General features: G+C 69.5%; 11 protein-coding genes. 6 read left to right on the top strand and 5 right to left on the bottom strand.

What is annotated here, in order from left to right; translation table 11 throughout:
* The first annotated feature begins 113 nt into the window (after window positions 1–113).
* Window positions 114–3,449: a PAS-domain containing protein gene (locus ACIPR8_RS13120; protein WP_446541317.1), complete on the top strand. Its 3,336-nt coding sequence runs from the start codon at window positions 114–116 to the stop codon at window positions 3,447–3,449.
* A 72-nt stretch (window positions 3,450–3,521) separates the two neighbouring features.
* On the opposite strand, the gene ACIPR8_RS13115 is transcribed toward ACIPR8_RS13120, so the two are convergent.
* On the bottom strand, window positions 3,522–3,845 hold the full coding sequence (locus tag ACIPR8_RS13115) for an ArsR/SmtB family transcription factor (protein ID WP_446541316.1): 324 nt from the start codon (window positions 3,843–3,845) through the stop codon (window positions 3,522–3,524).
* Window positions 3,846–3,923: 78 nt separating this feature from the next.
* On the opposite strand from ACIPR8_RS13115, the gene ACIPR8_RS13110 reads away from it, so the two are divergent.
* Genes ACIPR8_RS13110 through ACIPR8_RS13100 form a run of 3 tightly spaced genes read left to right on the top strand, consistent with a single transcriptional unit; the run spans window position 3,924 to window position 5,646 of the window.
* Window positions 3,924–4,814 (top strand): MBL fold metallo-hydrolase, encoded by an 891-nt coding sequence (locus ACIPR8_RS13110; protein ID WP_446541315.1) that lies wholly within the window; start codon window positions 3,924–3,926, stop codon window positions 4,812–4,814.
* Window positions 4,811–5,224: a YeeE/YedE family protein gene (locus ACIPR8_RS13105; RefSeq protein ID WP_446541314.1), complete on the top strand. Its 414-nt coding sequence runs from the start codon at window positions 4,811–4,813 to the stop codon at window positions 5,222–5,224. Before ACIPR8_RS13110 ends, ACIPR8_RS13105 begins: the two co-directional genes overlap by 4 nt.
* Window positions 5,221–5,646, top strand: a complete 426-nt coding sequence (locus ACIPR8_RS13100) for a DUF6691 family protein (protein ID WP_446541313.1) — start codon at window positions 5,221–5,223, stop codon at window positions 5,644–5,646. The genes ACIPR8_RS13105 and ACIPR8_RS13100 overlap by 4 nt, the downstream gene beginning before the upstream one ends.
* A 108-nt stretch (window positions 5,647–5,754) precedes the next feature.
* Here the strand turns inward: ACIPR8_RS13100 and ACIPR8_RS13095 are convergent, their stop codons facing one another.
* Together ACIPR8_RS13095 and ACIPR8_RS13090 are read right to left on the bottom strand one after the other, a co-directional pair.
* Complete coding sequence (locus tag ACIPR8_RS13095; protein ID WP_132864728.1) at window positions 5,755–6,417, bottom strand: response regulator transcription factor; 663 nt, start codon at window positions 6,415–6,417, stop codon at window positions 5,755–5,757.
* Window positions 6,418–6,540: 123 nt separating this feature from the next.
* Window positions 6,541–7,338 (bottom strand): 3-hydroxybutyrate dehydrogenase, encoded by a 798-nt coding sequence (locus ACIPR8_RS13090; RefSeq protein ID WP_446541312.1) that lies wholly within the window; start codon window positions 7,336–7,338, stop codon window positions 6,541–6,543.
* Between the two features lie 115 nt (window positions 7,339–7,453).
* Here ACIPR8_RS13090 and ACIPR8_RS13085 point away from each other — a divergent pair, with 115 nt between their 5' ends.
* Window positions 7,454–9,286 (top strand): 3-hydroxybutyrate oligomer hydrolase family protein, encoded by a 1,833-nt coding sequence (locus ACIPR8_RS13085; RefSeq protein ID WP_446541311.1) that lies wholly within the window; start codon window positions 7,454–7,456, stop codon window positions 9,284–9,286.
* 180 nt (window positions 9,287–9,466) lie between these two features.
* Complete coding sequence (locus ACIPR8_RS13080; protein ID WP_132864725.1) at window positions 9,467–10,063, top strand: HutD/Ves family protein; 597 nt, start codon at window positions 9,467–9,469, stop codon at window positions 10,061–10,063.
* 62 nt (window positions 10,064–10,125) lie between these two features.
* On the opposite strand, the gene ACIPR8_RS13075 is transcribed toward ACIPR8_RS13080, so the two are convergent.
* Window positions 10,126–11,736 carry a sulfite reductase subunit alpha gene (locus tag ACIPR8_RS13075; protein ID WP_446541310.1) on the bottom strand — a complete coding sequence of 537 codons (1,611 nt, stop codon included), beginning with the start codon at window positions 11,734–11,736 and terminating at the stop codon, window positions 10,126–10,128.
* Window positions 11,733–12,707 carry an FAD:protein FMN transferase gene (locus ACIPR8_RS13070; RefSeq protein ID WP_446541309.1) on the bottom strand — a complete coding sequence of 325 codons (975 nt, stop codon included), beginning with the start codon at window positions 12,705–12,707 and terminating at the stop codon, window positions 11,733–11,735. Before ACIPR8_RS13070 ends, ACIPR8_RS13075 begins: the two co-directional genes overlap by 4 nt.
* Window positions 12,708–12,842 lie beyond the last annotated feature (135 nt).

Below are 12,842 nucleotides of genomic sequence, written 5' to 3'. Positions count from 1 at the left end.
CAAACCTGAGCCCCTCTCCCGCAGGCGGGAGAGGGGTTGGGGTGAGGGCAGGCCCTTCTGCGGTGAGGGCTTACTCCGTATCCTGCGCCGATGCATTCGGGGAAGCGGCGTACATGTTGAGTCTGGTGACGGTGGCGCTGGCGGGCCTGGCCTGGTTGGCGCTGATGTTCGGCGCGGCGTTGTATGGCGAGCGTCGACCGACCGCATTCGCGCGGCATTGGCGGCATGTCTACGCGTTGTCGTTGGCCGTGCATTGCACTTCGTGGACCTTCTACGGCACGGTGACGCAGGCCGCGCGCTATGGCTGGCCGCTGCCGCCGACCTTCGTCGGGGCCATCCTGTTCTACGCCCTGGCGATGGGCGTGATGGTGCGCCTGGTGCGGCTTGCGCGCGAGACCAATGCCACCTCGCTGGCCGACCTGATCGCCGCGCGGCTCGGGCGCGATGCCTGGCTGGCGGCGACGGTGACGTTGGTGGCCGCGCTTGGCCTGATTCCCTACATCGCGCTGCAGTTGAAGGCGGTGGCGATGAGCTTCGGCATGATCACCTCGCGTGCGGTCGATGCCGGGCAGGGCGGTTCGCCCTGGCAGGACAGCGCCCTGTACGTGGCGCTGGCGATGGCCCTGTTCGCGATGCTGTTTGGCGCGCGGCGCGCGGATGTGTCCGAACACAACCGCGGGTTGGTGCTGGCGATGGCGGTGGAGTCGGTGTTCAAGCTGTGCGCGATGCTGGTACTGGGCCTGTTCGTGTGGTTCGGGCTGAAGGGCCTGCCGTCGATGCCGGCCCCGGCCGCCGATGCCCCCGGGGGCGGGTTCGTGCCGCTGATGTTGCTGGGCGGGCTGGCGATGTTCCTGTTGCCGCACCAGTTCCATGTCAGCGTGGTTGAGTGCCGCGACCCGGCCGATGTACGCACCGCGCGCTGGCTGTTCCCGCTCTACCTGCTGTTGATCGCGCTGCCGATCCTGCCATTGGCACGTGCGGGCACCGCGCTGCTGGGCAACAGCGTGCCGTCTGACATGTACACGCTGGCGCTGCCGTTCTCGGCCGGGCACGAAGGGATTGCGCTGTTTGCCTTCCTCGGCGGCCTGAGCGCGGCCACCGGCATGGTGGTGGTGAGCACGCTGACACTGAGCCTGATGATCGGCAACCACTGGTTCGCGCCGGGCCTGTTGCGCGGTGCGTGGCGGCGTGCCGGTGGACGCGACCATCGCCGCGAACTGGTCTGGCTGCGCCGTGCCGGCATCTGCCTGATCATGCTGCTGGCATGGGCATACAGCCGCTTGATCGGTGGCGGCAACGTGCTGGCCGACATCGGTGGTATCTCGTTCTCGGCGCTGGCCACCTTGGTGCCGGTACTGGGCTTTGCGATCTGGCGGCCGCAGACCCCCCCGCGTGCGGCCATCGCCGGCGTGCTGGCCGGCTTCCTCACCTGGGCATGGGTACTGTTGCTGCCGTCCCTGCTGGAAAGCAGCGGCCGCGCACCGGGCTGGCTGGTGGACGGTCCATTCGGCTGGCAGTGGCTGGCGCCGCAGGGGCTGTTCGGCCTGACCGGATGGACCGCGCTGGGCCGGGCGGTGGGTGCCAGCCTGTTCGTCGGCACTGCGGTCACATTGCTGGCGATGGTATGGCGGCGTGATACGCCCGACCGCGCCAGCCGCAGCCTGGATGCCGATGCACTGCGCGATGCCGGGCGTCGCTTCCTGCCGCTGGAGCAGGTCCAGCGGCTGCTTGCCGATGCGCCGCGCAGCGGCCCGGTACCGACCCCGATCGAAGCGCGGGTCGAACGGGAACTGTCTGCCGTGCTGGGTGCCGCATCGGCGCGCCTGCTGCTGGATGCCGCGCGCCGGGAGAGCAGCGAGCTGGCGGCGGTGGCCGCCATCGTCAGCGAGGCCTCGCAGGACCTGCGCTTCAGCCAGCAGGTACTGGAGGCGGCACTGCAGAACATGAGCCAGGGCATCAGCGTGATCGACCGCGACCAGCGTCTGGTGGCGTGGAACCGCCCGTATGCGCGGATATTCGGTTTCCCGGAGGAACTGCTGCAGGTGGGGCGTCCGATCATGGACCTGACCCGCTGGGCATTGCAGGCCATGCCGCAGCGCGGGCGCGACGAGCGCGCGGTGGACCGCCGCCTGGCTTTCATGCGCGCCGGCACGCCGCACCTGACCGAGCGGGTGTTTCCCGATGGCAGCATCGTGGAGATCCGTGGCAATCCGATGCCGGGGGGCGGCTTCGTGGCCACGTTCACCGATGTCACCGCCTTCCGGCGCAGCGAGCGCGAGCTCAAGCGCAGCAACGAAACGCTGGAGCAACGCGTCGGCGAGCGCACCGCGCTGCTGGAATCGGCCAAGCGCGAGGCCGAGCGTGCCAATGATGCCAAGAGCCGCTTCCTCGCCGCGGTGGGCCATGACCTGCTGCAGCCGCTGCATGCGGCGCATCTGTTCACCGACCGCCTGGCACAGCAGGTGGATGGCGGGGAGCAGCAGCAGGCCGTGGTGCAGATCCAGGGCGCGCTGGATTCGACCACGGACCTGCTGACCGGCTTGTTCGACATGTCGCGGCTGGAGGCCGGCGGACTGGTGCCGCAGCCGCGCGACATGCCGCTGGCCGAGGTGCTCGATCCACTGGCATCGGAATTCCGCGCGCTGGCCACGGCACGCGGCCTGGCCTTTCATTACCTGCCTACCCGCACGTGGGTGAACAGCGACCCGCAACTGTTGCGGCGGGTGCTGCAGAACTTCCTTGCCAACGCGGTGCGCTACACCACGCGCGGCGGCGTGCTGCTGGGCGTGCGGCGGGAAGCGGGCAGGATACGCATCGAGGTGCATGACACCGGGCCGGGCATCGCCCGCAGCGAGCAGCGTCGGATCTTCGAGGAGTTCCGGCGCGGCGAGGAAACCAGTGGCCAGGGACTGGGGTTGGGGCTGGCGATTGCCGACCGCATCGCCGGCCTGCTGCATGCGCCATTGGGGCTGCGCAGTGACAAGGGGCGCGGCACGGTTTTCTCGGTGTCGGTCCTGGCGGCATCGGCGCCGCCGGTTGCACTCCACGAGCGTGCCGCGCCCGCCGGGGAGGCCACGCCGGTGCTGGTGGTGGACAACGATCCGGCGGCATTGGCGGCGTTGGCGGGACTGCTGCGCGGTTGGGGCTACGCGGTGGCCGAGGGATCCGGTGAAGCCGATGCGGTCGCGGCGATGGAACGGCAAGCCGTGGCGCTGTGGTTGTTCGATTACAACCTGGACGACGGCGATACCGGCACGGCGCTGCAGGCGCGCCTGGCCGAGCGCTACGGCGCCCGTCCGACGTTGATCCTCAGCGCGGACGACAGCCTGGCCACGCGGCGTGACGTGCTGGAGCAGGGGCTGACCCTGCTGCAGAAGCCGGCGCGGCCGTTGGCGTTGAAGTCGATCCTGGACCGCCTGCTGGCGGCGCGGACGGTGACGCAGCGATAGCGAGGCGGCGCAGGCCGGGATGAAGCCCTTGCCCAACGCGATCGGGAATGCGGCGGGAGTCCGTCCCGCGGACTACCGGCGCTTTCCCTTGCCGCAATACGCTTCATACAGCGCATGCATTACGCCCAGTGCGGGGCTGTCGGCCAGCGCGTAGTAGATGGTCTGCGCCTCGCGGCGGGTGATGACCAGGCCTGCGTCGCGCATCAGTGCCAGGTGCTGGGACAGCGCCGACATCGACAACGCCACCTGCGCCTGCAGTTCGCTCACCGACGCCTCGCCGTCCACCAGGTGGCACAGCACGCGCAGGCGTGCCGGGTGGGCGAGTGACTTGAGCAGGGCGGCGGCTTGCTCGGCGTGGGACTGCATGTCCGCAGCATCGATGTCGGGCGTGTTCATCGGGCCAGCTTTCGGGGGGTTGCGCTTCAGGTGAGAGGAGTTTAATTTAGAAAAATCTAAATTACAAAGGTGCAGGCCATGAGCGATGCAACCCGGCTTCATCCGCAGGTGGAACCGTTCTTCGACAAGGACACCGGCACGTTCACGTACGTGGTGTACGAAGGCGAGGGCGGCGCCGCGGCGATCATCGACCCGGTACTGGACTACGAGCCGGCCGGCGCACGGATCAGCACGGCATCGGCCGATGCGCTGTTGGCGTTCGTGCGCGGCAAGGCGCTGCAGGTGACGTGGATCCTGGAGACGCACGCGCATGCCGATCACCTCAGCGCGGCCGGTTACCTGGCCGACATCCTGCAGGCGCAGGTGGCGATCGGGCGCGGCATCGTGCAGGTGCAGGAGCGGTTCAAGGCGCTGTTCGGGCTGGGCGAGGAATTCATCGCCGATGGGCGCCAGTTCGACAGGTTGCTCGTCGATGGGGACCAGTTCGCGATCGGCGCCCTGCCGGTGCGTGTGATCGCCACGCCCGGGCATACCGATGACGGGCTGACGTACGTGATCGGCGATGCGGCCTTCATTGGTGACACCCTGTTTGCGGCCGACACCGGCACGGCGCGCACCGACTTCCCGGGCGGCGACGCGCATCGCCTGTTCGCTTCGATCCAGAAGATCCTGGCGTTGCCGGCGGATACGCGGATCTTCCTGTGCCATGACTACCCCGGCACGCGCCGTGAGGCCGAACCGCTGACCAGCATCGCCGCGCAGCGTGCCGGCAATGCGCACCTGAAGGACGGCGTCGACGAATCGGCCTTCGTGCAACTGCGCCAACAGCGCGATGCGACCTTGCCGGTGCCGCGACTCATCCTGCCCGCGTTGCAGGTCAACATCCGCGGTGGCCGCCTGCCCGAACCCGATGCCAATGGCGTGCGCTACTTCCGCCTGCCGCTGGACCAGATGGGTGATGCGCGATGAACACGTGGATGAGCGCGCTGCTGGGCGGCGTGCTGATCGGCATGGCGGCGACCCTGCTGCTGTGGTTGACCGGCCGCATCGCCGGCATCAGCGGCATGCTCGGCGGTGTGCTGCTGCCGAAGCGGGGCGAAATCGCGTGGCGGCTGGCCTTTCTGATCGGACTGGTCGGCGCCGGTGCGGCCTGGTTGTGGTCGGTGCCCGGTGCCTATGTGCCGCGGCAGGGGTTTCCGCCGCTGTTGCTGGTGGTGGCCGGCGTGCTGGTGGGCATCGGTACGCGGATGGGCAATGGCTGTACCAGCGGGCATGGCGTGTGCGGCTTGGGGCGGCTGTCATTGCGGTCGCTGGCAGCGGTGCTGACCTTCATGCTGACCGCGGTGATCACCACCTTCATCGTGAGGCACGTGGCATGAGCACGCATGCACGCATCACCCTGGCGGCGCTGCTTTCCGGCGCGCTGTTCGGGTTGGGCTTGGCGGTGTCGGGCATGACCGATCCACAGCGCATCCGCGGCTTCCTGGACGTGTCCGGTGACTTCGACCCGGCCCTGTTGTTCGTGCTCGGCGGTGCGGTGCTCACCACGCTGGTGTTGTTCCGCTTCGTGCTGCGCCGGCCGGCACCGGTGTTGGCGGCGCGGTTCCAGATCCCGGCACTCAAGCAGATCGACCGGCCGTTGCTGTTCGGCGCGGCGTTGTTCGGTATCGGCTGGGGCTTGGCCGGCTACTGCCCGGGGCCAGCGCTGGTGGGGTTGGGCGTGTTGTCGCCGGAAGCGTTGTGGTTCGTGCCGGCGATGCTGCTGGGCATGTACCTGCATCGTTGGCTGGGCGGGCGGTAGGAGCGGCCTCGGCCGCGAAGCCGGTCCCGTTCCAGCGCCAGGCCACATCGCGCAATTGCAGTCACGCGATTCCTGCTTCGCCGCCGAGGCCGCTCCCGCACGCGTGGGTCAGAGCACCTGGCGGGCGGGGTCGCTGAGTTCAAGCTCGCGCAGCACGACACTGGCCTGGGTGCGGTTGCGCACGCCCAGCCGTTCGAAGATGGCGGACAGATGCGCCTTGACCGTGCGTTCCTGCACGTCCAGGCGGTCGGCGATCTGCTTGTTGAGCAGCCCTTCGGCGACCAGCACCAACACTCGGAACTGTTGTGGCGACAGGCTGGCCAGGCGTGCGGCCAGTTCGCTGTCGTGGCTGGAGGACTGCGCGCGTGCCACCGAGGCGCGCAGCGAGGCCGGCAACCATTGCTCGCAGGCCATCACGCTGCGGATGGCGTCGTGCAGTTCGTTCAGGCCCGAACTCTTGGGCAGGTAGCCGGCGGCACCGTGGTCAAGGGCGCGCCGGACCACGCGCGGGTCGTCGTTGGCCGAAACCACGATCACCGCCACGCCCGGGTGCTGCGCGCGGATCGCCGCCAGACCGGCCAGGCCGTGGTTGCCCGGCATGTGCAGGTCGAGCAGGATCAGGTCGGTTTCCGGGGCGTCATCCAATGCGGCCAGCACGCCTTCCAGTGACTCGGCCTCGCGCACCTGCATGCCGCTGACCGCGTCGCTGGCAGCCTGACGCAGCGCGGCGCGGAACAGGGGGTGGTCGTCGGCGATCAGCAGGCTGGGCATTCTGGGGCGGGCGCGTGTGGACGACGGAAGCGGTGAGTAAAGGCCGAAGCGGCGACAAACGCAACCGCATCAACGCGCAGCATGCGCGGATGCGGTTGGCCGGTGTCGTCGGCGTGCGTGCACTTACTGCGACGTCCAGCCGCCATCCATCGGCATCGCCGCGCCGGTGACGTTGTGTGCCTCGCGGCGGCACAGCCACACCACCATCGCGCCGATGTCCTCCGGCAGCGACATGCGCAGGCTGGGCTGCTTCTCCTCAAGCAGGGCACGCACGCCGTCGTCGCGGCTGCCGCCGTTGCGGTGGGCCTGGATCTGCGGCTCGATCAGCGGGGTTTCGACCCAGCCCGGGCAGATGCAGTTGACGGTGATGCCGCCGCTGTCGCGGCTGCCGGCGGCGGCGTATTCCAGCCCGGCCACCTTGCTCAGGCCAACGATGCCGAACTTGCTGGCCACGTAGGGCGCCTTGTTCTTCGAGGCCACCAGCCCGTGCACCGAGGCGATGTTGATCACCCGGCCGAAGCCACGCTCGGCCATGCCCGGCAGAGTGTGCTGCATGGTGTGGAAGGCGGCGCTGAGGTTGATGGCAATGATGTCGTCCCATTTCTGTGACGGCTGCTCGGCCAGCGGCGCGGCATGCTGGATGCCGGCGCAGTTGACCAGCACGTCGACCTGGCCCCAGGCCTGCACGGCTTCAAGCAGGGTCGTGATCTCGTCGGGTTTGCGCAGGTCCGCGCCGAAGTGACGGGCCTCGCTACCGGCATCGGCCACGCTCTTGAGCGCGGCGTCGATCTGCTCGGGCGTACCCAGGCCGTTGATGGCCACGCGCGCGCCGGCCGCCGAAAGCGCCTGTGCGATGGCCAGGCCGATGCCGGAGGTACTGCCGGTCACCAGCGCGGTGCGGCCTTGCAGGAAGCGGTCCATGGGGGACTCCGTAGAACAGTGGGGAAAGTACGGAAAACGTAGCAGCCGGGGTGCTAAAAGCGTGTGGTACGAAAGTACGATGAGCCGGCCCGTGGGCCTCTGCTAGTGTGCGCCCATGAGCCAATCCTTACTGCGCGCCGCCTGCGGCCTATTCGTCGGACTGAGCCTGGCCTCCTGCGCCAGCGGCCCCGCCTCCAAGTCCGTGGAGCCTTCCATGTTCAGCAACGAACTCCGTAGCGAACACCGCGGCAGCGACGACCTGCTCACCGCCGGCCTCGGGCTGGCCGGGTTGCGCAGCGTGGCCCCGCCGGCCTTCGCCGACGCCACCGCGCCGACCGTCGAGGAACTGCGCCGCCGCGCCCTGTGGGGCAGCTGGCGTGGCATCGCCGACCTCGCCCCGGGCGGGGGTTATGGCGAGCTGTTCGGCAGCCTGGCGCCGGCGCCGGGCCGCGAGTACTCGGCCTATGCCCGCCTGCCGGGTGCCAGGCAGCCGCACCGGGTGCTGGCGCAGGTGCCGGACAACTTCGACCTGGCCAAGCGCTGCGTGTTGGTGGCCCCGGCCTCGGGCTCGCGTGGCATCTACGGCGCGGTGTCGGTGGCAGCGGCCTGGGGGCTGCCCAAGGGTTGTGCGGTGGTCTACACCGACAAGGGCGCCGGCAGCGACTACTACGACCTGGACGCACAGCAGGGCGTGCGCGCCAATGGCAGCGTCGGTGCACTGGGCGAGGTCGCCGACCTGGCGTTCGCGCCGGATGCGCCGGTCAACGCATCGGGCGTGGCCTTCAAGCACGCCCATTCCAAGGACAACCCGGAGGCCGATTGGGGCCGGCACGTGAAGCAGGCGGCCGAGTTCGCGTTGCTGGCATTGGGCCAGGCCTATCCGCAGGCGGCGCCGTTCACCTTCGACAACACCCGCATCATCGCGGTGGGCATCTCCAACGGCGGCGGCGCGGTGCTGCGCGCGGCCGAGATGGACGGTGACTGGCTGGATGCGGTGGTGGCCGGTGAGCCGAGCATCTATTCCGATGGCCCTGGCGCGCGTGCGCTGTACGACTACACCACCGAAGCCGCGCTGCTGATGCCGTGCGCGCAGCTGCACATGAGCAACCTGCCGCAACCGCCGCTGACCGCCGCATTGCAGGCGGGCGCTGCGGTGCGCTGCGCCACGCTGGCCCGCGAGGGCGTGATCAGCGGGGCGACGCCGGCCGCGCAGGCGCAGTCGGCCTACGCGTTGATGCTGAGCAAGGGCTGGACCGATGCCGCGTTGCGTGCGGGCGCGTTGTCGACCGGTTTCGACCTGTGGCGTGCGATCGCCGCGACCTACGCTTCGGCCTATGGCCGCTATGGCGTGGGCGAGCATCCGTGCGGCTTCAGCTTTGCCGCGCAGAACCCGGACTTCTCCCCGCGCGTGGCCAGCGCCGCCGAGCGTGCGGCATGGATTTCCGATGGCAGCGGTATTCCGCCGGGCGCCGGCGTCGGCCTGCTCGACAGCAAGGTGCAGTTGCCGGACCTGACCTACGCCGGGCTGAAATGCCTGCGCGGCTTGTGGGACGGGCAGGGCGAGGATGCCAAGCGCGTGCAGGCCGGTGTCCAGGCCACTCGCGCCGGGCTGCCGCGCAAGGGGCTGCCGGTGATGGTGGTGCATGGCACCGACGATGGGCTGATCCCGCCGGCCTTCAGCAGCAAGCCCTACGCCACTGCCGCCAAGGCGGCGGGGCGTGAGGTGAGCTATTGGCAGGTGCAGCACGTGCAGCACTTCGACGGGTTCCTGGGCCTGCCGGATTACGGCGCGCGCTACCTGCCGCTGTTGCCGTATGTGTACGCCGCACTGGACCGCGTGGAAGCGCGCCTGGACAACGGCACCGCGTTGCCGGCCGATGCGGTGATCGCGACTACGCCGCGTGCCGGCCAGCCGCTGACCGCCGAGCACCTGGCCGTGCCGCGCTGACCCCACGGCTGGAGCGGCTTCAGCCGCGAAGCCGTTGAGATTGCTGGGCGCATGAAGCCTGTCATCTGAATTTTCGGATGGCAGGCTTCTGCGTTCATGCGGGCATTGTTGGTTTCGCGACTGAAGTCGCTCCTGCCGTCCTGGCGCCCTGCCGCGCGCGGGCGATGGCATCATGCGCGCATGGACCTTCTGAATTTTTCTTCCCGTGTCATTCCCGCCGCCCAGTACCAGCGCGAGCGCTGGCGCAACGGGCTGGGCTGGACCCGCGAGATCCTGCGCCTGCCCGAGCAGGGCGATTGGCAGCTGCGCTTGTCCATCGCCGAGATCGAGCAGGACGCCGCGTTTTCCGCCTTCCCGGGCATCGAGCGCGAGCTGGTGCTGCTGCAGGGCGAAGGCCTGCGCCTGCGCTTTGCCGATGGTCGCTGCGAAACCCTGTTGCCGCCCTACCAGCGGCTGCGTTTCGCGGGTGAGGACGTGATCACGGGCGAGCTGGTCGATGGCTTCACCCAGGACTTCAACCTGATGTGGCGGCGGGATGAGGTGAATGCCGAGCTGCTGCATCGTCCGTTGGTCGGCAACATGCTGTTCTTCACCGAGCCGCAGGCGGCCTGGGCGATCCACCTGCTGGCCGGACAGGCCCGCTTCGAAGGCGATGTGCTGCCGGCATTGTCCGCAGGCGATACCGCCTGGTTGGGTGCCGGGGCACGCGAGCGCTTCACGCTGCACGGTGGCGGCGAGCTGCTGGCGATCCGGGTGACTCCGGCAGTGACGCGGTAGAGCGGAGCCCGGCTCCGCTGCGGTGCTGGCGGGAAAGCCTCGGCGCTACCCGTTGGGAGTACTCAGTACACGTCGCGCCGGTAGCGGCCGGCGATGCGCAGGGCTTCGTGGGCCTCGCTGCCAAGGGCATCGAGGATCACCGCGTCCACCGCCGGGGCCATGCCCTGCAGGCTGCCGCAGACCAGCACGGTGGCGCCGTGGTCGATCCACTCGCGCAACCGCGGCGCGTGCGCGGCCAGCGCATCCTGCACGTAGTGGAAGGCGCCGCCATCTCGGCTGAAGACCGCGTCGAGGTGTTCGATCCAGCCTTCGCGCTGCCACTGCTGCAGCTCGTCGCCGAAGTGGAAGTCATGGGCGGCATGGCGCTCGCCGAACAGCAGCCAGTTGCGGCGCGCGCCGATGTCGATGCGCGCACGCAGGTGCGCGCGCAGGCCGGCGATGCCGGTGCCGTTGCCGATCAGGATCAGCGGGACGTCTGCGGCCGGCGGATGGAAGTTGGCGTTGCTGCGCAGGCGCAGGTCGATGCGGTCACCGGGTTGGGTGTAGTCACATAGCCATCCACTGGCCAGGCCGGGTTGGCCATCCGGGCGCAGCTGGCGGCGCAGCATCAGTTGCAGGCTGCCTTCGCCGGGCATCGAGGCGATGGAGTACTCGCGATGCGGCAGCGGCCTGAGCTGGGCGGCGAGGGCAGCGATGTCGATGTCGGCGGCATGCTCCGGCAACTGCGAGGCAGCGAGCAGTTCGGCCAGCAGGCGACCGTCCGGCAAGCGGGTGCCGGGGTCGAATCCATGCGCCTGCATCCAGGCCTGCACCGCCGCGGCGGATTGGCGCGGCCCGATCTCGGCGATGTCGCCTGCCTGCCAGGATGGCAGCGCACCTTCGGCCGGTTGCAGTGCCAGGTGGAACACCGGGCCGCCGACGCTGCCGGGGTTGAGCAGCCGGCGCGATTGCAGCTGCCAGGGCTGGTACTCGGGCGCGCTCCAGTCCGGCACGTTGCTGGTGGTGCCGCCCAGTTGGCCGAGCAGCTGTTGCCAATGGCGCAAGGCATCGGGATCGGCGTTGTCGACCTCGACGAGGTCGAACAACGGTTGCGCGCCATGTGCGCGCAGCCATGCATCGAGTTGGTGGCCGAAGGCGCAATAGTGTTCGTAGCTGCGGTCGCCCAGGGCGAGCACCGCGTACTGTAGTTCCGGCAACGCGCTTGCCTGCGGCATTACCCGGCGCAGGAAGGCCAGTGCATGGTCCGGCGGGTCGCCTTCGCCGGTGGTGCTGGCGATGAACAACGCCTGGTGGCTGCTGCCCAGCAGGGCGGCGTCGACCTGGTCCAGTGCGCGCAGGCGGGTGGCATGGCCGGCGGCACGCAGGCTCTGGGCGCTGCGTTCGGCCAGTTGTCGGGCAAAGCCGGTCTGGCTGGCCCAGACGATCAGCAGCGGCGGTTGCCCGGTGTCGCTGGCCGGCTCCTTGCGCGGGCGCACGCGCCACCACAGGACGAAACAGGCAAACGCATAGACCGCGCCCACGCCCGCCGCGCTCCACCATTGCCAGGGCAGTGGCGAGGCCAGCCACCAGCCCTCGCCCAGGTGCAGGCGCAGCAGCAGCACGGCGACGGCCACCAGCACCGCGATCACGGCCAGGTTGCCGAACAGCGCACGATTGAAGCGGGGGGTACTCATGCGGCGTCTGCGTCCAGGTACTGCTGGAAAGCGGGGGTCATGGCTTCCTGCAGGCCACTGCCATCGCGCGAGACGAAGCGCGCGGCCAGCCCCTGCGCCCGGGCAAAGGCCAAGCCCTGTTCGGTGCCCAGCACGGTCAATGCGGTGGCCCAGGCATCGGCGTGCATGGCCTGGCGATCGATCACCGTCACCGCGGCCGCGGCGCGGGTGACCGGGGCCTGCGTGCGCGGATCCAGCGTGTGGCTGTAGGACACGCCATCGTGGTCATAGTGGTGCCAGCGATCGCCGGAGGTGGCGATGGCCAGATCGTCCAGTGCCAGCACCCGCGGTGGGTACTCGGCACCGGCATCCTCCTCGGGCGCGGACTCGACCAGCACGCGCCAGGGCTGGCCGTCGGGCTTGCGGCCGTAGCCGTGCAGTTCGCCGCCGACTTCGACCAGCGCCGCCTCGACGCCGTTGCGACGCAGCCAATGGCTGACCAGGTCCACCCCATAGCCCTTGGCGATGGCGGACAGATCCAACTGCAGGCCGCCGGGTTGCAGCGCAGCGCGTGCCGGTTGATCCAACTGAAGTTTCTGCCAGCCGCAGCGGCGGGCGACCGCTGTCCTTTCTGCAGCGTCGGGTACGCGCTGCGCGCGCGCCTGTGCACCGAAGCCCCACAACGCGACCAAGGGGCCGATGCTGGGATCGAATGCACCGTCGCTGCGCCGGGCGATCTCGTGCGCGGCGCTGAGCACGGTCCAGAAGTCCTCGGGGAGCGGCTGCCAGTGGCCGGCAGCGGCACGGTTGTAGCGACTGATGTCCGAGTCTGGTTCCCAGGTGCTCATCTGCGCGACCACGCGATCGAGTTCCCCCTGGATGCCCGCGTGCAGCGCATGCAGGTCACGGCTGCGTGGCGCGACCAGCTTGACGCTCCAGGTGGTGCCCATGGTGTGGCCGCCAAGGGCGGCGATGTCGGCGTTGGGGGACATCAGTGTCGGGAATCGGGGAGCCTTTTGTCCTTCTCCCGTGTGCGGGGGAAGGTGCCCCGAAGGGGCGGATGGGGGAGCGTTCTTGCTGACGTTGATCGGCGACGGGGCCGCTCCTCGTGCCCTCACCCCAACCCC

The sequence above is a fragment of the Stenotrophomonas sp. LARHCG68 genome, from assembly GCF_052871705.1.
This window is presented reverse-complemented; position numbering and strand designations above follow the sequence as displayed.